The sequence below is a fragment of the Lactococcus sp. dk101 genome, from assembly GCF_009601055.1.
Lineage (GTDB): Bacteria > Bacillota > Bacilli > Lactobacillales > Streptococcaceae > Lactococcus.
Genome location: NZ_WITI01000008.1, coordinates 38,833 through 60,399, shown reverse-complemented (window position 1 = coordinate 60,399; position 21,567 = coordinate 38,833). Strand labels below are relative to the sequence as shown.

18 protein-coding genes are annotated in these 21,567 nt (G+C 39.3%); 2 read left to right on the top strand and 16 right to left on the bottom strand.

Annotation, left to right across the window (positions count from 1 at the left end):
• Positions 1-45 precede the first annotated feature (45 nt).
• The 10 genes from GHI45_RS07315 to GHI45_RS07270 all read right to left on the bottom strand — a co-directional run bounded on the left by GHI45_RS07315 (position 46) and on the right by GHI45_RS07270 (position 12,762).
• A complete protein-coding gene (locus tag GHI45_RS07315) occupies positions 46-1,287 on the bottom strand; it encodes a tetratricopeptide repeat protein (protein ID WP_147780146.1) in 1,242 nt (413 codons plus the stop codon).
• Positions 1,288-1,308: 21 nt separating this feature from the next.
• Positions 1,309-2,496 (bottom strand): AI-2E family transporter, encoded by a 1,188-nt coding sequence (locus tag GHI45_RS07310; RefSeq protein WP_147780147.1) that lies wholly within the window; start codon positions 2,494-2,496, stop codon positions 1,309-1,311.
• A 68-nt stretch (positions 2,497-2,564) separates the two neighbouring features.
• Positions 2,565-4,166, bottom strand: coding sequence for an NAD(P)/FAD-dependent oxidoreductase (locus GHI45_RS07305; protein WP_147780148.1), 1,602 nt, complete (start codon positions 4,164-4,166; stop codon positions 2,565-2,567).
• A gap of 17 nt (positions 4,167-4,183) precedes the next feature.
• Positions 4,184-5,548: an aldehyde dehydrogenase gene (locus GHI45_RS07300; protein ID WP_147780149.1), complete on the bottom strand. Its 1,365-nt coding sequence runs from the start codon at positions 5,546-5,548 to the stop codon at positions 4,184-4,186.
• Positions 5,549-5,586: 38 nt separating this feature from the next.
• A complete protein-coding gene (locus GHI45_RS07295; RefSeq protein ID WP_147780150.1) occupies positions 5,587-6,207 on the bottom strand; it encodes a class I SAM-dependent methyltransferase in 621 nt (206 codons plus the stop codon).
• Between the two features lie 24 nt (positions 6,208-6,231).
• Positions 6,232-7,605, bottom strand: a complete 1,374-nt coding sequence (rlmD, locus tag GHI45_RS07290; protein ID WP_147780151.1) for a 23S rRNA (uracil(1939)-C(5))-methyltransferase RlmD — start codon at positions 7,603-7,605, stop codon at positions 6,232-6,234.
• A 64-nt stretch (positions 7,606-7,669) separates the two neighbouring features.
• A complete protein-coding gene (locus GHI45_RS07285) occupies positions 7,670-7,945 on the bottom strand; it encodes a hypothetical protein (RefSeq protein WP_147780152.1) in 276 nt (91 codons plus the stop codon).
• A 126-nt stretch (positions 7,946-8,071) separates the two neighbouring features.
• Positions 8,072-10,390, bottom strand: a complete 2,319-nt coding sequence (locus GHI45_RS07280) for a glycosyl hydrolase family 65 protein (RefSeq protein WP_147780153.1) — start codon at positions 10,388-10,390, stop codon at positions 8,072-8,074.
• Positions 10,391-10,533: 143 nt separating this feature from the next.
• On the bottom strand, positions 10,534-12,180 hold the full coding sequence (locus GHI45_RS07275; protein WP_147780154.1) for a PTS transporter subunit EIIC: 1,647 nt from the start codon (positions 12,178-12,180) through the stop codon (positions 10,534-10,536).
• 96 nt (positions 12,181-12,276) lie between these two features.
• Positions 12,277-12,762, bottom strand: a complete 486-nt coding sequence (locus GHI45_RS07270; protein ID WP_147780155.1) for a glucose PTS transporter subunit IIA — start codon at positions 12,760-12,762, stop codon at positions 12,277-12,279.
• 138 nt (positions 12,763-12,900) lie between these two features.
• Here GHI45_RS07270 and treR point away from each other — a divergent pair, with 138 nt between their 5' ends.
• Positions 12,901-13,617, top strand: a complete 717-nt coding sequence (gene treR / locus GHI45_RS07265; protein ID WP_147780156.1) for a trehalose operon repressor — start codon at positions 12,901-12,903, stop codon at positions 13,615-13,617.
• 156 nt (positions 13,618-13,773) lie between these two features.
• Here treR and GHI45_RS07260 read toward each other — a convergent pair whose 3' ends face one another.
• Positions 13,774-14,070: a type II toxin-antitoxin system Phd/YefM family antitoxin gene (locus GHI45_RS07260; RefSeq protein WP_187230098.1), complete on the bottom strand. Its 297-nt coding sequence runs from the start codon at positions 14,068-14,070 to the stop codon at positions 13,774-13,776.
• Between the two features lie 219 nt (positions 14,071-14,289).
• On the opposite strand from GHI45_RS07260, the gene xerS reads away from it, so the two are divergent.
• Positions 14,290-15,360, top strand: a complete 1,071-nt coding sequence (gene xerS, locus GHI45_RS07255) for a tyrosine recombinase XerS (protein ID WP_147780158.1) — start codon at positions 14,290-14,292, stop codon at positions 15,358-15,360.
• A gap of 40 nt (positions 15,361-15,400) precedes the next feature.
• Here xerS and GHI45_RS07250 read toward each other — a convergent pair whose 3' ends face one another.
• The 5 genes from GHI45_RS07250 to budA form a co-directional block, all read right to left on the bottom strand.
• A complete protein-coding gene (locus GHI45_RS07250; protein ID WP_147780159.1) occupies positions 15,401-15,862 on the bottom strand; it encodes a DUF2798 domain-containing protein in 462 nt (153 codons plus the stop codon).
• A gap of 168 nt (positions 15,863-16,030) precedes the next feature.
• Entirely contained in the window at positions 16,031-17,362 is a 1,332-nt protein-coding gene (gene trmFO / locus GHI45_RS07245; RefSeq protein ID WP_147780160.1) for a methylenetetrahydrofolate--tRNA-(uracil(54)-C(5))-methyltransferase (FADH(2)-oxidizing) TrmFO, read from the bottom strand.
• A 42-nt stretch (positions 17,363-17,404) separates the two neighbouring features.
• Positions 17,405-19,531 carry a type I DNA topoisomerase gene (gene topA, locus GHI45_RS07240; protein WP_147780161.1) on the bottom strand — a complete coding sequence of 709 codons (2,127 nt, stop codon included), beginning with the start codon at positions 19,529-19,531 and terminating at the stop codon, positions 17,405-17,407.
• Positions 19,532-19,717: 186 nt separating this feature from the next.
• Positions 19,718-20,563 (bottom strand): DNA-processing protein DprA, encoded by an 846-nt coding sequence (gene dprA / locus GHI45_RS07235; RefSeq protein WP_147780162.1) that lies wholly within the window; start codon positions 20,561-20,563, stop codon positions 19,718-19,720.
• A gap of 88 nt (positions 20,564-20,651) precedes the next feature.
• Positions 20,652-21,362 (bottom strand): acetolactate decarboxylase, encoded by a 711-nt coding sequence (gene budA, locus GHI45_RS07230; RefSeq protein ID WP_147780163.1) that lies wholly within the window; start codon positions 21,360-21,362, stop codon positions 20,652-20,654.
• Positions 21,363-21,567: the final 205 nt, after the last annotated feature.

Below are 21,567 nucleotides of genomic sequence, written 5' to 3'. Positions count from 1 at the left end.
TATTATACTGCTAAAAACTTAAAGAAGGCTAAAATAAGAAAAAACTTACTCGAAAAGTAAGTTTCTCATATTTTCATCATCTGGAACAAGTTCTAAATAACGACGTATCAAATTTTCAGAAGCCTTGATTTGTCCAATTTCGCGCAAATAATCGATCATATCACTAAGAAATTCGGGATTTTCAGAGAGACTTGTTTCTAAGAGTTCATCATATGCTTTTTGAGCTTCTTCGTCATCTTCTAAGGCACGGTAAGATTGGGCAAAGAGCCATTGCGCAAGCAAGTGTTGTTCTTCAAGCGAGGATTTAAGGTTTAAGACGGCATGATAATCTTCTTGATTGAAGTAAAGATTGGCCAGCAAGAAAATGGTTTGGTCGTGCATTTCTGGCTGATTGAGTGCCTCCATCAGTTCTGCTTCTGACCCTTCAATATCTTTATTTTGATATTTCAAGCGTGAAACAAAATGCATGAGCGGAACATTATTAGGGGCCTTTTTGCGTCCTTGTTCAGCAATTTTGAAAGCTTCGTCAGCTTGGCCATCTTCAAGTAAGACCTGTGCGTAAGCAAACTCAAAATTGAGAAAATCGTTGTCAGCACTGACAAGTTTTTTAAAGGTTGAAATGGCGCGCGTCCGATTGCCAATCTCACTGTATAAAATAGCGATTTTATATAGTGTATCGCTTGATTTATCAAATTCATATGATTTTTCAAGGAAAGAAATGGCGTTTTCAAAGTTGCCCAGTTGAGCATAACTTTCGCCAATCCGCTGATAAATCGAAATTTTTGTATGATGCAAGATTTTACGTTCAGATAATTTAGCGTATTCGTTAATGGCACGTTGGTATTCCAGATTGGCAAATAAACTTTCAGCCAAAGCAAAAGTTACCAATGGGTCATCTGAAAGGGCTTGTGCTTCTTCAAGTTTTGAAATGGCTGTTTCATAATCGCCGTCCACTTCGTATAAATCCGCAATTTTAACTAAAGCAGCAATATAATTGCTGTCCTCAGGTGTAATCCGGTAGAGGTAATCCAGCGCCTTATCAAGCTCGCCATCATCTTCAGCCAGTTCTGCCAAATTGATTAAAATGGCGGTACTCTCAGGATTATTCTGTAAAATGGCATCATAAATCTGTTGGCTTTCAGCATCAAATCCCATCATTTGAAGGTATTCTGCTAAGTCAGCCAGTAATTCTTCGGAATCATTTTTTATGGCATTTTCAAGGCTTTCTTGCATTTTGTCGAATTGACCTTGATGTAAAAAATCGACTGTCTCTTGAGCGTATGACATGGGTAACCTAATTTCTAATATTTAATTCATTGATGTTTCATCGGGCGAACTTAACTCTAGAATTGGGTCATCAGGGTAAAGTTCGGAGATTTGTTTGTACCATTCAAAAATATGGACTATGACAACTTTGGCTGTCGCGTACAATGGAATGCCGAGAAGCACGCCCCAAACGCCCCAAATTTTGGCCGATGTTAACAAAGCAAAGAGGACGGTAATGGGATGAATGGTAAGTGATTTTCCAAGAACCAGAGGAGAAATCAAACGGCCTTCAATGGTTTGTTCAATCGTATAAACAATGATGACTTTCACCAACATGATTGGGCCACCTGTTACCATGGCAATGATAAGCGCAGGAACAATGGCCAGATAAAAACCTAAGAAAGGAATCAAATTAAAGAATCCAGACATGATGGCTAAAGCAACGCCATATTTAAGCCCAATGAGTGGCAAGCCAATCAAGAACATGACCGCAACCGAGAAAGCTACAATGATTTGCCCTCTAACATAGTTGGACAGTTGGCTGTTGATTTCATGTAAAATATCTGAAGTGTCCTTGCGCCATGCTTTGGGTAAAAGATGTGTCACATAGCCATTTAATTTCTTGCCATCTTTCAATAAATAAAAGAGGACAAAAGGAAAGACAATCAAAGAAATGACCACACTGGTTGTTTTACCGATTAAGCCGGTAATGGTATCGAGGGCTGTAGATGAAAAGGTTTTTGACCAATCAATCAGTTGACTTCCCAAAGAACTTGCGATTTTATCGACTTGTGGTTTAAGTTGCTCAAAATGCGGATTTTCCAAAATGGAATTCACACCTTTTTGGGCATCATTGACATAAATGGGAACATTTGAAGCAAAAGATTCAATCCCACTAGAAATGTTAGGAATGGCAACGACCAAGCCCCAAACAATCAAAGCCGCAATCAAGATAAAGAGAACTGCAATTGAAACCACGCGAGGTACCTTGTGCTTCTGAGCAAAGTCAACGACTGGATTGAGCAAATAGTAAAATACAGCAGCCAAAACAATCGGAAGTCCGATGATGGCTAAAAAGTCATTGACCGGCTGAAAGATAAATTCTACCTTGCTTAGTACAAAAATATTCAGTAAGAAGAGCAGAATAATCGTAAGTATGGTGACAATTTTATTGTTAATAATCCATTTCATAAAAACTGTTGATGAAAATGGCTTGTTTTCCTTTTTCATAATAATTTCCTTCACTATTGATTGAATGATATTCTCATTCTATTATAGCATATTTTAAGTTGTGGTCTTTAAGATTGAGCTGGTGCGAAGCTTTCAATCAAATGTTCCGCACATTTGAGCCCGTCAATTGCTGCAGAAACAATTCCTCCAGCAAAGCCAGCACCTTCGCCACTTGGATAAATCCCTTTGATGCTAACAGATTGGAAGCTGTCTTCATCTCGATTGATTCTGACTGGCGATGAGGAACGCGATTCAATCCCTGTCATGACAGCATCATTCATGGCAAAGCCGTGAATCTTTTTATCAAAGGCTGTAATCGCCTCTTTCATGGCATCTGTAATGTAAGCTGGGAAAAGTGCTGTTAAATCCGTTGGCGTCACACCAAGCGCATAACTGGCCTTTACTGTTCCCATTTTGGTTGAGGCTTGGCCTGCCAAAAAGTCACCCACTAATTGTGCAGGAGCTTGATAAGTTGAACCACCTAATTGATAAGCTTTTGCTTCAAGTTGACGCTGGAATTCGACCCCAGCAAGTGGATGGTCCGTTGGAAAATCTTCAGGAAAGACTTGAACTAAAAGTCCACTATTCGCATTTTCTTCATTTCGTGCATGTTCACTCATGCCATTGGTTACCAAGCGTCCTTCTTCTGAAGCTGCAGGTACAACGAGGCCTCCGGGACACATACAAAACGTATAAACTCCACGACCACTGCTTGCTTTGTGGGTCAAGCGGTATTCTGCTGCACCGAGACGCGGATGTTCGGCGAATTCTTTGTATTGGGCCTTATTGATCAAACTTTGCGGATGTTCTATACGAACACCAATGGCAAAAGGTTTGGCCGTAATCTGAACCCCTGTTTCATAAAGTTCCGAAAATGTATCGCGTGCTGAATGCCCTATAGCTAAAATGGCTTGTTCAGTCTCAAAAGTCCTTCCATTTTTTAATTTGACCGCTTGCAATGCCTTGTCAGCAATGACAAATTTTTCAACCTGACTATCAAAGTAAACTTCCCCACCGAGTGTAATGATTTGTTGGCGGATATTTTTAACAATATCACGCAATAAATCTGTTCCGACATGGGGATGTGCATGGTACAAAATGTCTTCTGGCGCTCCCGCATTAACGAACTCTTGTAGAACTTTACGTCCACGCAAATCACGAACACGACTGGTTAATTTGCCGTCAGAAAAAGTGCCTGCGCCCCCTTCACCAAATTGGACATTGGAATGAGGATCTAATTTTCCTTCTTTCCAAAAAGCATCGATTGATTTGACACGGTCATCCACTTGACCGCCACGTTCTAAAACAATTGGGCGATAGCCTTTTTGCGCCAATAAAAGTGCCGCAAACATGCCCGCAGGGCCAAAACCGATGACAAGTGGACGATGGCTTAAAACTTGTGTTCCAGAAATGGGCATGTGATAAGCAAGGTCAGGAGCTTCAGAAACGTTAAGCAACTTCTTCTTGAGCAGCTTGGCCTCGTTTTTAACCTCTACGTCAACCGTATAGATAAAGTCAATTTTTCCGGCGTGTCGTGCGTCAATCGACTCCTTGTAAATGCGATAATTGATTAAATCTTCTTCAGGAAGACGGAGCTTTTTGAGAACTAAAGGTTTGATTTTTTTGATGTCGTCGTCAATAGAGAGACGGATTTGTGAAATTCTAAGCATAATTACTGACTTTCATTTTATAATTTTTTTAGTAATGTGAACCATTTTTCTTGATAAGGCGGATAGCGTAAGGGCAGGTCGATGATTTGCGATTTTTTAAGCACACTTTTAAAATGTGAAAAAGTTTCAAAACCTTTGAAACCGTGGTATGCCCCCATACCACTGGCACCAACGCCACCAAATGGCAAACGACTTGTCGCAACATGAACAACAGTATCGTTGATACAGCCACCGCCAAACGAGAGAGTATTTAAAAAGGTTTGCTCATTTTTTTGACTCGTAGTAAATAAATAAGCTGCCAAGGGTTTTGGTTTTTCCTGCAAGATGAGCTGGATTTCTTCAAAATTTTGATAGGTCAAAATGGGCAAAATCGGTCCGAAAATTTCGTCAGCCATGACAGGATAATCCCAACCGTCGAGATCTAGCAAGGTTGGCGCCAATTTTCGATTTTCAGGATTGGATTGCCCACCGCAAATCAAGCAATCTGCCTCAATGAGTCCAAGTAGCCGCTTGAAATGTCTGTCCGTGATGACAGCAGGATAATCTGCATTGTCAAGCGGGTGCGGATACATGAGCTGGATTTCTCTTTTCATGGCTTCAATCAATGCCATCTTTTGAGACTGATGCACCCAAACATAATCAGGCGCAACACAGGTTTGACCAACATTTAAAAACTTGCCCCAAATAATCCGTTTGGCCGCACGTTCAATGCTTGCCGTCTCATCAACGATACAAGGACTTTTCCCACCCAATTCAAGCGTTACTGGTGTCAAATTTTTGCTGGCAGCCCGCATGACAATTTTTCCAACAGCAGTCGATCCTGTAAAAAAGATTTTATCAAATTTCAGTTCTAAAAGAGCCGTACTTGCCGTTTTGTCACCGCTGACAAGTGCAATATAATCCTCGTCAAACGTTTGATGAAGCATTTCCTTGATGATTCTTTCAGTCGCAGGAGCATCTTCTGCTGCCTTTAAAACACTACAATTTCCAGCGGCGATACTTGAAACCAAAGGAGCTAGTAAAAGTTGAAAAGGATAATTCCAAGGGGCAATAATCAAAGACAAACCAAGCGGTTCTGGATAAATATAACCTTTTGAGGGCCAATTTTTAATGCCTGTAGCTACTTTCTTGGGACGCATCCATTTTTTGAGTTGTTTTTTATTGTAACGGATTTCGTCTAAAACAAGTCCAATTTCAGTGGCGTAAGACTCGAATGCTGCCTTACTCAAATCTGTGGCGAGTGCATCTAAAATGTTTTGTTCATTGTTCAAAATCGCTGTTTCTAGCTTCGTCAGTACTGACAGACGAAAAGCCAGACTTTTTGTTTGGCCACTATTAAAAAAACGACCTTGCTTTTTGACCAGCGAAAGATAATCGTTCATTGTAATCCTCTCTCTTTTATAGGCAATAAAACTGCGGATTAACGCAGTTTTTTAAGTTCATAATATTGAATTTGAAGGGCATTATGGTGCTTGACCAGTTCAAAATTGGCCTGCTTAAAGAGATCCATCAATTCTTGTTGTCCATAGACTTTAACATCGCCTTCCGTTGATGTTTTTTCAACATAAGCATTGTAAATCTTGCGGACATCATATATCGGAATTCGAATTTCAGCTAAAACTAATTTCCCATTTGGTCGAAGGACACGTTTTGCCTCCTTCAAGAAACCTTCTGGATCTGGGAAATGATGGAAACTGGCTGAGCAAATCAAGATATCAAAAAAGTCATCTTCAAATGGCAAATTTTGAGCTGAGCCATTGACAAAATTGAATTTTGGATACTTTTGGCTGGCAACTTTGACCATTTCTGGCGAAATATCAAGCCCGTAAGCTTCGAAACTTTGATTTTCTGAAAGCATGCCCAAGAGTTGTCCATCTGCACATCCAATGTCTAAGACACGGTCATTTTCATCAATGTGGACTGTTTTTTTAATATAACGTTTAAAAAAGCCAGAAAGAAAGCCATCCCAAGTACGATTAAAATGACTTGCCACTTTGTCATAATGATTTTTTGAGTCAATTTCATGATTATGTTTTGTCATATCTAAGCCTATCTTCTTCTTGTTTTATTTTCTAATAAATTTCCCGACACATTCAATATGGTGCGTTTGTGGGAACAAATCAACGGGGCGAACTTTCTCAAGGAGGTAGCCATTTTCTTCAAATCGAACCACGTCGCGCGCAAATGTCGCAGGATTACATGAAATGTAAACGATGGCTCGGGCCTGCATTTGTGTTGCTGCCATGATAAATTGTTCATCAAGTCCTTTACGCGGTGGATCAACAAAGATGAGGTCAGGTTTAACCCCTGCTTCAAGCCATTGCGGCATGACTTGTTCTGCCTTACCCGTTACATAATTTGTGTTATGTAAATTATTGTTTTTTGCGTTCAGTTTCGCATTTTCAACGGCAGCTGGAATGACTTCCATGCCATAAACTTGCGCCACTTGATCCGCTACACATAAACCAATCGTTCCAATTCCTGAATATGCATCAACAATAGTATCCGTCTCAGATAAATCAGCAAATTCGTATGCTGTTTGATATAATTTTTCAGCTTGTGCCGTGTTGACTTGATAAAAAGCGGGAGCAGAAATCTCAAACCGCTTTCCTAACATGCTGTCAGTAATGCTTGAATTTCCGTATAAGAGTTGATATTTCTTGCCTAAGATAAAACTGCCGTCTGAGTTGTTTATATTGAGTTGGATTGATTTCAAATCTTTAAATTCCGTTGTCAGCGCTGACAGAAATGCCTGCTTATCGATTGGAAACTTGTCAGAAGTTACAACCAAGACTACCATCATTTCCTCAGTGTGATAAGCTCTACGGATAACAATATTACGGAGCCAGCCCTTTCTTGTTTGCTCATTATAAGCGATTTTGCTGGCACTATCGTATTTTCTTAAGAAATCACGAATAAAATTGACAAGGGCGTCAATTCTTGGGTGTTGGATATAAAAATCTGAAATCGGTACAAGTTGGTGTGAATTTTTACGGTAAAATCCTGTCTCGATTTGACCATTGATTTCACGAACGGGAACTTGTGCTTTATTGCGATATTTAGTCGTCTGTTCAGCAGCAAGGATTGGTTCAACTGGAAAATTCTTTTTCTTTGCTGTCTTTTTCAAAAGCTCAACCACTTGTTTTTGTTTATAAACGAGCTGTTCCTCATAAGTCAAATGACCAAAGTCAGCAATTCCGGTTCTTAAATAGTCTAGACTAATATCAGTGACGCGATAAGGCGATGCTTTGAGGATTTTTTCGACACGGCCAAAGCCGAAATTTTTTCCGACTTTAATGACGCGAACCTCGATTAGTTCGCCAGGCAGCGCATTATCGACAAAAAGCGGAAAGCCGTCAATCTTAACCACCCCCTGTCCTTCGTGCGTCAAATCGACCACTTCTGCTTCAAAAATCATATTCTTTTTCAATTCATTCATACCTTTATTTTATCATAAAATAAGCCGAAAGGACTAATAAATATGATAACAAAAAAAGCAGGTATCAATATGTTTTTCTTGTCTCGTAATCCTCAGTTTGTACCACTTTGATGATGAATTTTTTATGTTTTTTAGCATATTGTCCATAGTTAATCATAAACCAAGCACTTGCGAAACAAGAGAGGCAGATTTTTGCCGCTGTATTTGACCATTCGTTTTGCGCGCCGTTCATGAAATAAATCATCGAAATGAAGGCAAAAATGACAGAAATAATCAATAAAATAAAGCCTAAATTTTCAAACTTAAATCTTTTTTTAACTTTAACTTCTTGTAATTTCATGAGATACTCCTTATTGATTATTGATTTTTTCTATATTATATCGTATTTTTTTATAATGGTCAATGGTTTATATCGAAAAAATCAATAAAAAATAAGCAGTAATTCAACTGCCTATTTCTAAATTTTTTAATTCAAAGAAAAGCTTGTCTCTTTGCCTGCTTGAAGTGTTGCTGATTGACCATAGACGAAGACTGTCACATTCTTGTCTGCGGTAAGGCGAAGCATTTTATCGGAAATCTCGATATTGATGAGAACACCTCTAAATCTTTGAGTAAATTGAAGTAATTTCCAACTGTCAGGCATGACAGGAGAAATTGAGAACACACCATCACGCATGACCACGCCCGCAAATTCATTTTGAATGACTTCAAGCGTTTCGCCCATGACACCGATATGGACTCCTTCTGCCGTTGTTCCACCTTGAATGTCATAATAATCTGAGCCGATAGCCACAATCAAAGCGTCAAGTGCATCTTCTGTTTCGCCTAATTGAACACCAACACCGCCAAAAACGGGACGAGAGGTGGTCGAGCCATGAACGGTACAAGCCACATAATAGTCCCGATTGACTTCAAGCCAATGCTCAGGCAACTGATAGCCCAGTTGTTCCACCAAATCATGCATCTTTTGGTGACCAAGGTTATAAATGGTCATGAGCGTATCTGCCTGCTTGACTGCCTTATAGTCATCAGGAGAGAGGCCTTCAGCTTTCAAAAAGCGGTCAATCCGGTGAATGTCACCATACTTTTCAGCATAGGCCTCAAAATCAACTTCTTTGAGATCAAAGAAACCGTCATATTGTTCGATAACACCATTTTCATCCACATTGAGAAAGAGTTTTTGACGCACCAAATTTGCCTTTTCAAGCAATTCTGATCCCAATGCTGACACATCAAATCCTTGTTCTTGAAGATCAAAAAGCCAGTTAATCTGCCAAGTCAGCATCAAATTCGTATAGGCATTGTCACGAATGCCACCTTCTTGTCCTGGATAGGCCTCATGATACTCGTCAGGGCCCATCACGCCAGCAATATGGTAGCGTCCATCTTGTCCAAGTGTTGCCTTATTCAGCCAGAATTTAGTCGTTTCAACCAATAAATCAAGACCACCCTCTTCAAGAATCGAAGTGTCTCCAGTCAGTTGAACATAAACCCACATGTTGTAAGTAACGGCAAGTGAGACGTGGCGTTGACGACGACTGTTGTCAGGTTCCCATTCATTATTAACGGTGTTCAGATGGACAAATTGAGCTTGTTCATCACCAACCATGCCAGATTGCCAAGGGAACATGGCACCACGTTCGCCATCAACTTGTGCATTGGCTTGCGCAGCAGCCAAACGATTGATCCGATAACGCAGCAAATCTCTCGCCGTTTCAGGTTCATTGGCGGCATAATAAGGCACTACAAAAATCTCATCCCAGAAAATATGCCCGCGGTAGCCTTCGCCTGTCAAGCCACGTGAACCAACGGAAGCATCCAAAAATTGATTGGCTTCATGTTGGGCAGCTTGATGAATATGAAAGATATTCATGCGAGTCATGACTTGCAAATCTTTGTTGTCAGTGCTGATGACAATATCGCCTGTCTCCCAAACCTTTTTCCAATACGCTGTATTATTGGCTTTAATGCTTTCCAAACTGGCTTTATTCAGCTCAGCTCGAGCGAAATCACCAGCGCCTTTGGTTTCATAACTACTGGCAAGAACCATGACTTTTTCAAAGGAAAGTGGCTCATGTGCCTTGATGTCAAAATGGCCTGCTTGCATCAAAATTTCAGGATGTCCTGAATTTTCCGCAGCCAACGTTTGACCTGCAACGCGTGTTCTGGCAGCAACGGCAAGCTCAATATCGGTCGTTCTTGTTTTGGCCAGTAAAAGTTCCTTGTCAGTGCTGACAACATCAAATTCTTTGCTGTCAAAGGCACAGTAACGTTCCACATTTTGATTGAGAACAGAACCATCAATCAAACTTTCAAAACGTAATTGACCATCAAAATCCGTTTCAATTTGACCTTCAAAGGCAAGTTGGTGGAAATTGATTGGGTCAACATATTTTTCTGTCGTCAAGGTCAGTAAGCCTTCTGCAACTTTGACCGTGTATTGATCCACTTGTTTGCCATTTTCAAAGTCAATATAACTTTGACGCTCAAGACTTTGATTTTCGAAATCAACTGCTACATCGTTGACATAGAGTTGGATTAACTGTGGATTTGGCAGGTTTACCATATCCTCATTTTCAACATCATGTCCAGCAACTTCAGTGTGTGTGCGATTAAAAACGCCTGCCACATAAAGCCCTGGATAATGATTGTCAGAAAACTTAGCCCAAACCGGCGCACCTCGCCAACCCAGATAGCCATTTCCAAGCGTCATCAAAGACTCTTGGCCATAAGCACGTTTTCCTGTTTCAAGCGTCTCGTATTTAATCATCCAATCTGCTCGCATCGTATTTCGCCTTTCGTCGCGTCAAACTTTTTCACTTGTACGTACAAGTTCATTTTATCAAAAAATAGTTAAAAAATCTCGTTCAAAAAAAGAAACCAGAGATTTTTTCTCTAATTTCTTTTTCATTGTTGGAAGGAAATTTTTTATTTAACTGCGTCTTTGAATGCATTCTTCTTTTCAACGCCCGCGCCCATAACGTCGTTGTCATTGTAACCAAACATGAATACAAGTACAAAAGCAACTGCGAAACAGACAACTGTAGCAATCCAGAAGATTGTCAAGTTGCTCATACCAAGGAATACGTGAGGTTCTACTTTTACGCCATTGATTACTTTTCCAACATTTGGATTTGAAATGAAACTTGGGAAACCAATCAATGAACCAGAGAAGCCATACATTTGAAGTCCCATGAATCCACCGACAGCGGCACCAACAGCAGCACCGATTGAGCTCATGATAAAGACTTTAATATATTTAAGGTTGATACCATAAATGGCAGGTTCTGTGACACCCATCAAAGCTGAGAGCGCTGCAGGAAGTGCAAGTCCTTTCATGTCTGTCTTACGTGTCTTAACAAAAACTGCAAGCGCACCAGCACCTTGTGCAAGCATTGTGAATGAAACAATCATATTGATATTAGATTGACCAGTTGATGCAAGTTGAAGTGTAAGGATTGGGATGATGAGCCAGTGTAAGCCAAAGATAACCAAACATTGATACAATCCACCAATGATAAGAGCGGCAATACCAAGTTGAAGCAAATTATCTCCGTTACCAATTAAACCAGTAACAGCATTACCCAAAATACCACCAATAAGGTTCATGATTGGACCAACGGCAACCATAACGAGTACCAATGTGATGAAGAATGTAATTATTGGTTCAAAGATTGGACGAAGTGCAGCATTCAAATGTTTGTGGAGCCATTTTCCGAGCGGTGCTGCAATAGCTGCAGCGCAGATTGCTGGGAAAATCGTATAAGCATATGATGGATATCCTGTAGGGTCTGGGAAGGCTACTGGAATACCGAACAATGAAGATGTGAAGTGAACACCGAGGACAGTGTGCAAATCATTTACCGTATAGTTAGTGTAAGTCACACCGTTATGAATATATGTTGTAATGGTGTTCAAGGCGCCACGAAGGTTTGGATCGAGGAAAACGCCCATAACTGCAGCAACAACATATTCATTTGCTTTGAGTTGTTTTGCTGCTGAGAAACCAACTAGGATTGGCAAGAAATAAAATGGTGCCATCGCAGCTGTTGTGATGATGATAAATGTTGATCCGTTTGGATTCAATAAGTGCGCATTAATTGCGGCGGGGAAAATCATTGATCCTGCTACTTGTTGTTTGAACAAGTTGGCAAGCCCGTTAATCATACCACCTGAGGCCAAGAGTCCGATGATTGGAATCATTGAACCTGTAATTGTACCGATGATGACTTGGAAAGCATGAACAAATGGATTTTTACTTCCATTGCTATCTGAAGTTGAAGCTACAGCGTCTTTCGTTGCTTCATCATCAACAACACGATCCCCCAGTTGAGCAACCACTTCGTCGTAAACATCTTCTACTGTTTGTCCAATAACGACTTGATATTGATTAAGCCCTTGATTGTAAACTGCACCTGCAACACCAGAAATCGCTGCGATTTTTTCGGTATTGGCTTTGTCTTTGTCTTTCAAAGTGAAGCGTAAACGCGTAATACAGTGAATGACTTTTTGAATGTTGTCAGGACCACCGACATTTTCGATAATGTCTGACGCCATTGCTGTGTATTTTGACATAATGTTCTCCTTTTTGCTTCATCTTAGTGATGAAACAGAGACGGTTGTCAACCGTCATGTGATTCACAAAATAATAATAGCTAGGGCGAATGCTCCCTATTTTACAGCCGCAGTACCCAATTTAGTCGCTGCTGTTGTTTGTCCTTTAGCAATGTCAAATCGAGCCAATTTTTCATTACTATTCGTGAAAACAACCATCGTTGTTTTCATTAAACCTGCTGCTTCAACTTGAGCCCAATCGACCGTGCCGACTTCATCGCCTCCATCGACAATATCGCCAACTTTAACTTTGAAATTAAAGGGTGCTCCTTTGAGACTGACGGTATCAATACCGACATGAAGCAAGACTTCAAGTCCGTCAGCTCTGACAAAACCAAGAGCATGACCTTGAACTAGTTCAACGCGAGCGGTAACAGGGGCATAAATTTTATTGCCGTCAGGTTCAACAGCGAAGCCGTCACCCATGATTTTTTTAGAAAAAACAGGATCTGAGACTTCCTCGATAGGAATCACTTGACCAGCAAGCGGTGCATAAAGGCTGTCGTCAACCACAAGTTCTTTCTTTTTTCCAAAACCAAACATAAGATGTTCCTTTCCATCTATTTTTAACAATAGAATAAAAATTTGTAGCTTGTACGTACAAGTTTTAACAAGGTTATTTTATCATATAAAAACGTTTTCATAAAGCTTCAAAGGATAAATTTTTGCTATAATAGTTATATGAAAAAGTATGAAGTTATATTACAGGATTTAGAAAAAAAGATTAAAAATGGCAGCTATCCACCAAATTCACTCTTGCCAAGTGAAAATGAAATGACCAGTTTGTATGGTGCGTCACGAGCCACCGTTCGCCAAGCCTTGAAAGTCCTTGCTGACAATGGGATGGTACATCGCCGACATGGTTTCGGCAGCATTGTTATTCCCCAAGAAAAACTACTCTTTCCAGTAACAGGACTGATTTCTTTTAAGGAGCTTCAAGAAACACTTGGCTTTGAGGCAGAGACCGATGTGCTTTACTTTGAGCCTGTCGTCATTAACCGTGAGCTGTCAGCGCTGACCACTTTCCCGATTGGTACACAAGCGTATCATGTGCTTCGCCGTCGCAAAATTGAAGGAAAATATGCCATCTTAGACCGTGATTTCTTTATTTGTGATGTCGCCGAAGGCTTAAGCGCTGAACATGCCAAAGCTTCTATCTATGACTATTTAGAAAAAGAATTGCAACTCGACATCGCTTATGCTCAAAAAGGAATTACCATTGACCTTGTCACCGATGACGATAAAAAATTCCTAGATTTAGAACCACTTGATCGACATGTCGTTTCCGTAAAATCTGTGGTCTATCTCCAAGATAATCGCCCATTTCAGTACACAGAAAGCCATTATCAAGTGGATAAATTCCGTTTTTCTGAATTTGCACGTCGCCAAAAAGCATAAAAAAACTGTCAGCTCTGACAGTTTTTGTAATTTTTAGATAGTTTATTTAACAGATTATTCAGATTGTGTGCTATAATTTAACCATAACAATTCCAGGCTCCAAAAAAACATCTACTTTAACCAATGTAGATGTTTTTATTTTAATGCTACCAAATATTAATCTTGTTCATTTTCGTTAGTATCAACAACATCATGTTGATGTTCCGATACAAATTCTTCTAATTCTTCTAAATGCTCTTGTATGATTTGTTTGCCCAATTCTTCGCGGTTAATTTCTTCCAACTTACGTTGCATTTCTTGGTAATCTTCATATCCAACAATAACAACTTCTGGGACATTGTTTGACAAAACATAGGTTGGAGTTTTTGTGCGAATGATGTTTTTGACAATTTGTGTCCAAGACTTTCTTACACTCGTTGCACTGACTGTAGCGCCATTAATTAGTTTCATCATTTTTGTCATCTCCTTCTTATGAATTTTTTATTTAATTCGGTATATATCAATTATAAAGGAATGAATTTTAGATTTCAAGAAAGTTGTCGCTAAATTAACTGGATTATTTTTGTGGTAAAAGATGATATATAAAATTGTTAATAATACCAATCTCATTTTGGTTCAAACTGCTTTTGCGAACAGTTGAATTATCGGATTGGCTTGTGATATACTAGTCCTATGAACAAAGAATTACTGCTTCAACACATTTCTGCTGAACAAGAACTGATGCCTGATTATGTCAATGAATATGTCCGCGCCATGCAAGTTGCCCAACGCTCACAAAATACCATTTACGAATATCTTAAAGAATTTCACCGTTTTTTTGACTGGCTTTTTGAGTCTGGACTGATTGACAGCCAAGACTATACCCAACTGCCACTCTCATTTCTTGAACATTTAAAAAAGGTTGATGTCGAAAGTTTTATTTTATATTTGCGGGAACGCCCAAAAAGTAATTCAAACAATCAGCAATTCGGCGTCAGTCAAGTTACAATAAACCGAACCATTTCTGCACTTTCCAGTCTTTTTCATTACCTCACAGTTGAAACTGAAAATGAAGAAGGCGAGCCTTATTTTTATCGGAATGTCATGAACAAAATTAAAACTGTCAAATCTAAGCAGACCTTAAACGCCAGAGCTGCTTCTATCAAATCCAAGCTATTTTTAGATCATGAAACACAAGATTTTCTCGATTTTATTGATCATGACTACGAACAGCAACTCTCGTCACGTGCCAAAGCCTTTTTCGAAAAAAATAAAGCACGTGATTTGGCCATTATTGCCTTGATTTTAGGTACAGGACTTCGGCTGTCAGAATGCACCAACACAGATTTGAAAAGTCTTAATCTAAATACGCTGACTGTTGAGGTTATCCGAAAAGGCGGAAAAAAAGACTCCGTAAACATTGCTCCCTTTGCAAAAATCTATCTCGAATTATATCTAGAAGTCAGAAAACAAATCTATAAACCCGAGGAACGTGAACAAGCCTTGTTTTTGTCCACTTATAATCAAGCTCCACGGCGAATAGACAACCGCTCGGTTCAAAAATTAGTAGGCAAATACTCCAAGGCATTTAAAACCGAAGTTTCACCACACAAACTTCGCCACACCCTTGCCACAAGACTTTATTCTGAAACAAAAAACCAAGCCCTTGTCGCCAATCAGTTGGGACACTCGGATCTCAACACTTCTGCCCTTTACATTTCAATCATCAATGACGAAAACAAAAATGGATTGGATAAACTATAAAAATAAAAAAACACTTGGTTAAACCAAGGTTTTTTTGTTCTTACTCTACTGTAGCCTTTTGTGCATTTTGATCAGCAGATCTAAATATCAAACGGAATAATTTTCGTGTGATTGGGCCCGCAATAAGTAACTGAAGGGGCAATGCCATAATAAAATTATGGAAAAACGTGAGCAAATAATTTTGAATAAAAGAGCTTGTGAAGCCATTGCTATGATAAAGTCCAATAAAACTTGCAAAAGTTACCTGAGCAATGACAGTAAAAGTTTGAATGGTCAAAATAATAACGATAGGCTTTGATTGCGGTGTAACAAATTTAAAAGCCGAATATTTAGCAAATTTACTCGACAAAAAATAGGCGCAGCAAAAGATAATGACAAATTCGAACCACATTTCTTTTAGGGCGTGCCATAAGACGTCTGTTGTGAAATTATTATCCAATAAGAGGGCATTATAGATGGTCATGGTATATACCATAATCCATGCTGTGATAGCCGTAAACACGACTGCTTCTTTTTTTTGTTTGAGGCATTTTTTTCTCCTTATAAAATAAAAAAGACAATAAATATTCCCCCTGCTGTCTGACATTAGCAAGGTAACATTTATTGTCTTTGTTTTATTTATTAAATTTTACATATCTATTATAACACATTTTATTTGAAAAGTGATGTCTCAATAATCAAGATATGCTTTTAAATCATTCAAGGAACGATCAGCGATCAATCCATATCGTTCTTTTTTATCTCGAATGCGTTCAGGCCATTCTTCCATAATCCCAAAAGTAACATTCATGGGTTGGAAATGCTTACTGTCCGTATGCGTAATGTAATAAGGCAAACTTCCAATCGCTGTTGTCCGAGGGAAGATAACTTCATCTTGTCCTTGATACAAACGACTGGCATTGATTCCTGCAACCAAACCTGCTGAAGCAGATTCGACATAACCCTCTACGCCAGTCATTTGACCAGCAAAAAACAAATTGTCTTGCTTGCGTGATTGGAAGGTTTGTTTCAAGAGATTTGGTGAATCCATATACGAATTACGGTGCATGACACCATATCGAACGAATTCCGCATTTTCAAGCCCTGGAATCATTCGAAAGACACGCTTTTGTTCTCCCCATTTCAAATGTGTTTGAAAGCCTACAATATTGTAAAGTGAGGCTGCCGCATCATCTTGACGCAACTGTACGACAGCATAAGGCGTTTTAAATTCACCATCCCGCTCGCCCTTATAATCTTCAGGGTATTCAAGTCCCACAGGTTTCATAGGGCCATAAAGCATGGTCTTGTAGCCACGACTTGCCATTTCTTCAATCGGCATACAGCCTTCAAACACTTTCATTTTCTCGAAAGAATGAAGGTCTGCGGTTTCAGCAGAAATAAGAGCTTCTTGAAAAGCATTAAACTGTGCTTTGTTCATTGGACAATTATAATAAGCTGCTTCACCCTTGTCATAACGGGATTTCTTATAAACCTTTTCCAAATCAACTGTCGAAATATCAACAATCGGTGCTGCGGCATCATAGAAATAAAAGCCATTTCCATCATTCAATTCATGAATTTTACTGGCTAAAGCATCTGATGTCAAAGGTCCCGTCGCAATAATCGTAATCTCATCAGTAGGAATTTCGGTGATTTCGCCACGAATGATTTCAATATTATCATTTTGTTCTAACTCATTTGTGATATAGGCTGAAAAACCTTCACGGTCAACCGCAAGAGCACCACCAGCAGGCACTTGTGTCGCGTTGGCAGCTCGTATTACTAATGAATCAAGTTGGCGCATTTCTTCTTTCAATAAGCCAACTGCGTTCGTAAGTGCAGCACCACGAAAAGAATTGGAGCAAACGAGTTCAGCAAACTTGTCCGTTTTATGCTGAGGGGTTGGTTTAACCCCTCGCATTTCATAGAGCTTAACAGGAATTCCTCTTTTAGCAATTTGATAAGCGGCTTCTGAACCTGCTAAGCCTGCACCAATGACATTAATATGATTCGTCTTCATAAAAGTCCTTTTCAAAATGTATTTTACATAATTAAAATGATGTTACTTTTGCTTTTCTTCTTGATAATCACAGTCTTCGGATGAACAAACGACCTGTTTGCCACCCCCACGAACTTTCTTTTCAACCAGGAAATGACCTGATTTCGGACAGTCGCGACCAATCGGTTTATCCCAGCTTGTGAACTCACACTCTGGATAACGGTCACAGCCATAAAAGAGACGGTTCTTCTTCGTCTTGCGTTCGATAACCTGCCCTTTATGACAGGTTGGACAGATAACGCCGATTTCTTTAACAATGGCTTTTGTATTATGACATTCTGGGAAATTACTACAAGCATAAAACTTTCCAAAACGTCCGAGTTTGATTACCATTGGATGACCACACAAATCACATTCAAAACCAGCAGGTTCATCTTTGATGGTAATCTTTTCCATGTCAACTTCTGCTTTGGCCAGTTCAACTGCAAATGGCTTATAAAATTGATCAACGACGCTAACCCATTTACGCTTGCCTTCTTCAACTTCATCAAGACTTTTTTCCATTTCAGCTGTAAATTCAGTATTGACAATATTAGGGAAAAATTCAACGGTTAATTTATTTACAATTTCGCCAAGTTCTGTCGGTTCGAAACGTTTGGTAACCAAACGTGCATAGTAGCGTTTTTGAACTGTTTCAAGCGTTGGTGCGTATGTTGATGGACGTCCAACCCCATTTTCTTCGAGGGTCTTAATCAATGTGGCTTCAGAATAACGTGCAGGTGGTTGTGTGAAGTGTTGTTCTGGTTTCAGATTGACTTTCTTCACCACATCGCCTTCAGCCATTTCTGGAAGCATGTTATTCTTATCGGAATCATTATAAATTTTAAGATATCCGTCAAATTTAATTTGAGACCCGTTAGCAACAAAAATTACACCATTTTGAGACAGATTAACCTTGACTGTGTCAAAGATTGCAGCTGTCATTTGGCTTGCAACAAATCGGTTCCAAATCAAAGTGTAAAGTTTTAATTGATCCTTATCCAGATATTTGGCTATCAAATCTGGTGTATTCAGAACATTTGATGGACGAATGGCTTCATGGGCATCTTGAGCACCAGCCTTATTGACCACTTTTGACCCATGCTTGCTGTAATTTTCACCAAATTGACCAACGATATATTCACCAGCAGCAGCTTGCGCAACTGGAGAAATACGTGTCGAGTCGGTACGCATATAGGTAATTAACCCTTGATGGCCTTGAGCGCCTAAGGTAATGCCTTCGTATAATTGTTGAGCAACCATCATGGTTTTACGGGTTCTAAAATTGATTTTATTTGCCGCATCTTGTTGTAAGGAACTGGTTGTATAAGGCAACGGTGCATTACGCGTCCGTTTTTTCTTCTCTACTTTATCGGCTTGATAATCAGGCCCATCTAACCGCTCCATTACTTGAATTACGTCTTCGTTCGTATCTAAGGCACGTTTTTTGCCGTCAACGCCCCAAAAAGCCGCTGCAAACTTTTTCGTTCCCTTTTTAAAGTCTCCGTTGATTGACCAATATTCTTTTGGTACAAAGGCATTGATTTCATTTTCGCGATCGACAATCAATTTTAAGGCAATAGACTGAACACGTCCAGCTGAAAGTCCTTTTTTGACCTTTTTCCATAAGATTGGACTGATGGAATAACCTACCAAACGGTCTAAAATACGACGCGCCTGCTGGGCATCAACCAAATCAACATCGATGGTACGTGGCTCTTTAAAGGCGTTTTTAACAGCATCTTTTGTGATTTCATTAAAGACAACACGATTTTTTTCGTCAAGTGGCAGATTTAAAATATGAGCCAAATGCCATGCAATGGCTTCTCCTTCTCGGTCCGGGTCACTCGCGAGATAAACTGCTTTTGCAGCTTTTGCTTCTTTTTTCAAAGAATTGATTAAAGGGGCTTTCCCACGAATATTGATGTATTGAGGTTCATAGTCATGCTCAATATCAACGGACATGCTCGATTTTTTCAAATCGCGAATATGCCCAACTGATGCGACAACTTTGAAATTTCTACCTAAATATTTTTCAATGGTTTTCGCTTTGGCAGGCGATTCAACAATAACAAGATTTTTTCCTTTTACTGTTTTTTTAGTCGCCGTTTTCTTCTTTTTTGGTTTCGTTGTTTTTGTGGTTGTTGGCATGTCTACTTTCTACTATTAAATAACTTCATACATTTTATAAATTTAAAATCATTTTACTTGTTAAATGGTCACTTGTCAAGTGGCAATGATTTTATACTTCCTCATCATAAGAGGTTTTTTTTATAATGTCAAGTAATTAGTATCTGCCTATAGCAATTTCCAACTTTAGTCTGATTGATTTAGCTCCTATTCAAAATACTCCTCCAAGATGTCTTTTCCGCGAAAGACAAGCTTCGCACCTTGCTGAATCAGATAATGGCAACCTTCTGAGTAGGAGTCTTTAATCTGGCCTGGAACAGCATAAACATCTCGCCCTTCTTCCATTGCCCGTTCACAAGTAATCAAGCTCCCACTTCTCATTTTTGCTTCAATGACCACCACGCCACGCGCAAGCCCCGCAATAATTCGATTTCGATCAGGAAAATGATATTTAAGCGGTTTTTCGTCTGGCCCGTACTCGCTTAAGACCAGATGCTTTTGACACATGTATTCTTGTATGGGTCGATTTTCTTTTGGATAGGCTACTTGCAATCCTGTCCCAATGACTGCAATTGTTTGGCCTGCATTTTTGATGGCCGCCACATGACTCGCTGCATCAATTCCTCTAGCAAGACCGCTGACAATCACAAGCTTGTTTTGTAGTTCTCTGATGATTTTTTGAACAGCAGCTTGACCGTTATCACTACAAGCTCGACTACCGACAAAAGCCACTTTTTGACGTTTCAAAAGTTCTAAGTTTCCTTGATAAAATAAAAGGACCGGTGGATTATAGATTTGTTTGAGTCGTTCTGGATAAATGGACTCATTGATCGAAAAAGATGGAAATCGTTTGAACTCTTCACGTAAACATTTGACATCTTGACTCTTGTAACGCTCTAAGAAATCAGCAATCGACTTGACTCCTGCGATAATCCCCATCTTGCGAAGACTTATTTTTTCGGGTGCAATTTTATAATGGGCAAGTAATTTATTTATTCCTAAGTTCGTCATACCTGCATTTTTTAAACGATAAAACTCAAAATTACTTAACATTTTTTCTCCTTTGATCACTCTTTTCTAATCTTTAATACGAAAAGCAAGAAAAAATGTAACAAAAAAACCAGTACAACTGGTTTTTCTTTTATTCAGCAATTTCGATGTCCTTTTTCAATTGATCAAGATTTAAATCAGCTTCTAAAAAGTTTTTAGCATCGAGGGGGAAGTTTTGAATAACTTGACCAATCGTTGTTACTTCGACTTGACCAGAAGCCAAACTAAAGTCAATGATGTGACCACCAAATGAACGGTCATCAGACAAGAAGTGCAGATGGAAACCTGCAACACTCATGCCATGGTACAAATCTGGTGTCCAAAATCCAACCACTGTTCCCATTACGTTTTCTTCAACATATTCAGGTTGACGGGCAGCAACATCGACAAATTGTTCCCCTTCTTTTGCACCAGGTGACATTCTGACATGCATCTTTTTGAAGTTTCCATGAACTTTAATCGCATGGAAAAGATTGCGGCTGGTCAAATGTTTTTCAATTTCTTTTAAAAGTGCTTGGTCAGTAATCTCATCAGAGATATCAAAAGTTTGTCCCTGTCCTAATGTAGTTACTGCAGCATAAGGGGCCTTTTCGTCAGCGCTGACAAGTCTTACCGTACGGTCTCCTTTAGCGATATAAGCCTGTCCATCAAGAACAATCAATTCGCCATCTACGCCATCGAGCGTCCCGATACCAAATGAACCTTCTTTCAATAGCGTTCCGATTTCAATGGTTCCACCATACAAGCCTGACATCAATGCGGCCAATGTATTGTGATGAAATAGTTTTGTTTGTTCTTGCATTTTTTCTCCTTCGTTTTATAAAAACTTCTTCTATTATAAATCAAATCCCTTAAGCTGTAAAGCAAAGTCGATTAAGTACTGTCAGAGCTGACAAAAATATAATTCGTCATATAATTGTTGTGAAAGAAATAACAATTAGAGTTTTTGCATTTACAAAGAAAAATTGTTATATTAGAATGAGGTTAAATTTATTTAATTGAATTTA

Coding starts and splice junctions, on each gene's coding strand:
- GHI45_RS07315 (WP_147780146.1), bottom strand. CDS start 1,287: ATGTCATACGCTCAAGAGACAGTCGATTTTTTACATCAAGGTCAATTC.
- GHI45_RS07310 (WP_147780147.1), bottom strand. CDS start 2,496: ATGAAAAAGGAAAACAAGCCATTTTCATCAACAGTTTTTATGAAATGG.
- GHI45_RS07305 (WP_147780148.1), bottom strand. CDS start 4,166: ATGCTTAGAATTTCACAAATCCGTCTCTCTATTGACGACGACATCAAA.
- GHI45_RS07300 (WP_147780149.1), bottom strand. CDS start 5,548: ATGAACGATTATCTTTCGCTGGTCAAAAAGCAAGGTCGTTTTTTTAAT.
- GHI45_RS07295 (WP_147780150.1), bottom strand. CDS start 6,207: ATGACAAAACATAATCATGAAATTGACTCAAAAAATCATTATGACAAA.
- rlmD (WP_147780151.1), bottom strand. CDS start 7,605: ATGAATGAATTGAAAAAGAATATGATTTTTGAAGCAGAAGTGGTCGAT.
- GHI45_RS07285 (WP_147780152.1), bottom strand. CDS start 7,945: ATGAAATTACAAGAAGTTAAAGTTAAAAAAAGATTTAAGTTTGAAAAT.
- GHI45_RS07280 (WP_147780153.1), bottom strand. CDS start 10,390: ATGCGAGCAGATTGGATGATTAAATACGAGACGCTTGAAACAGGAAAA.
- GHI45_RS07275 (WP_147780154.1), bottom strand. CDS start 12,180: ATGTCAAAATACACAGCAATGGCGTCAGACATTATCGAAAATGTCGGT.
- GHI45_RS07270 (WP_147780155.1), bottom strand. CDS start 12,762: ATGTTTGGTTTTGGAAAAAAGAAAGAACTTGTGGTTGACGACAGCCTT.
- treR (WP_147780156.1), top strand. CDS start 12,901: ATGAAAAAGTATGAAGTTATATTACAGGATTTAGAAAAAAAGATTAAA.
- GHI45_RS07260 (WP_187230098.1), bottom strand. CDS start 14,070: ATGATGAAACTAATTAATGGCGCTACAGTCAGTGCAACGAGTGTAAGA.
- xerS (WP_147780158.1), top strand. CDS start 14,290: ATGAACAAAGAATTACTGCTTCAACACATTTCTGCTGAACAAGAACTG.
- trmFO (WP_147780160.1), bottom strand. CDS start 17,362: ATGAAGACGAATCATATTAATGTCATTGGTGCAGGCTTAGCAGGTTCA.
- topA (WP_147780161.1), bottom strand. CDS start 19,531: ATGCCAACAACCACAAAAACAACGAAACCAAAAAAGAAGAAAACGGCG.
- dprA (WP_147780162.1), bottom strand. CDS start 20,563: ATGTTAAGTAATTTTGAGTTTTATCGTTTAAAAAATGCAGGTATGACG.
- budA (WP_147780163.1), bottom strand. CDS start 21,362: ATGCAAGAACAAACAAAACTATTTCATCACAATACATTGGCCGCATTG.